The following is a 1,006-nucleotide window of genomic DNA, read 5'->3' as shown; positions in this document are numbered from 1 at the left end:
GAGAACCGGCCCACACAGCAGAAGTTCCACTGCGTCTCGTGCGGCCACCACGCGCACGCTGACACGGTGGGCGCTCTCAACGTTCTACGGGCCGGGCTGGTCCGTCGCGACGCCAACCCGGCGTAACGAGAAGCCCCCGGCTTCAGCCGGGGGAGGAGTCACAGGTCCACGCAGTAGACGTGGCGTGGCGGCTCCCCCGTCTCGGAGCCCATGACGTCGATCGCAGAGGTGAGCAGGGGTCGTCTCATCGACATGAAGCCGCCCTGGGCCGCGGCGAGCAGCTTTCCGGGATGCTTCCACGGCTTCCGTAAGTCCAGATCGAACAGAATGCCCGTGCCGGTCAGCCGCAGTACTCGGGCGACGCGGGGAGCCGTGACTTCGGCCAGTACGAAGTCCACCCCCATTGCCAGGGCCTGTCGGCGCGCCGAGAGCAGCGCATTCACTCCCGCGCAGTCACAGAAAGTGACGTGGCGCAGGTCCACCACCAGCTGCCGGATCTCCTTGGCCAGGCATGCGCTGGCCGACAGCCGCAGCTGTTCACCAGTGAGCAGGTCCAGCTCGCCGGTGACTGCCAGCGTGATGCTGTCACCGGTATGAAAGACCGTGGTCTCGAAGGTGGCGTCGTCCATCCCCGCCTCCGTCGGTGACCTCCTCTTTCTTCTTCATCGGCATGACGCCGACGAGCGTTCCTCCGGGGCGGCCGCAGGACCGTGGCCGACGTTGTCTGAGTGCGGGTGTGCTGTCCCGGGCAGCTGCCTATCTGCGGGACCGAGCCCAGCAGACGCCCGGACGGGGGCGGTGCAGCCGTGCGGGGTGGCGCCGGCGGCCGGCGCTGTCCCGGGCGACGTCGACATCGACTTCGGCGACCAGGTCGGCTGCACCAGGGTGACGTTCAAGGCTCGTGTGTTCCCGCCCGGCGGAGGGAGCAAGATCGCGTCCCATGAAGTGGTGTAGCCGGGCAGGGTCCCGGAACGCGCGGGTGTCTGCCCGGGGCGTGCATCCGCTG

1 protein-coding gene is annotated in these 1,006 nt (G+C 68.6%); it reads right to left on the bottom strand.

Annotation, left to right across the window (positions count from 1 at the left end):
- Nucleotides 1-158: 158 nt before the first annotated feature.
- Nucleotides 159-629 carry an STAS domain-containing protein gene (locus LZ604_RS35470; protein WP_234520353.1) on the bottom strand — a complete coding sequence of 157 codons (471 nt, stop codon included), beginning with the start codon at nt 627-629 and terminating at the stop codon, nt 159-161.
- Between the last annotated feature and the right edge of the window lie 377 nt (nt 630-1,006).

It is taken from the genome of Streptomyces glomeratus, assembly GCF_021462825.1.
In the GTDB taxonomy this organism is placed as follows: domain Bacteria; phylum Actinomycetota; class Actinomycetes; order Streptomycetales; family Streptomycetaceae; genus Streptomyces; species Streptomyces glomeratus.
Note: the sequence above shows the minus strand (reverse complement) of the source record. Positions and strands in the feature narration are given on the sequence as shown.

Coding starts and splice junctions, on each gene's coding strand:
- LZ604_RS35470 (WP_234520353.1), bottom strand. CDS start 629: ATGGACGACGCCACCTTCGAGACCACGGTCTTTCATACCGGTGACAGC.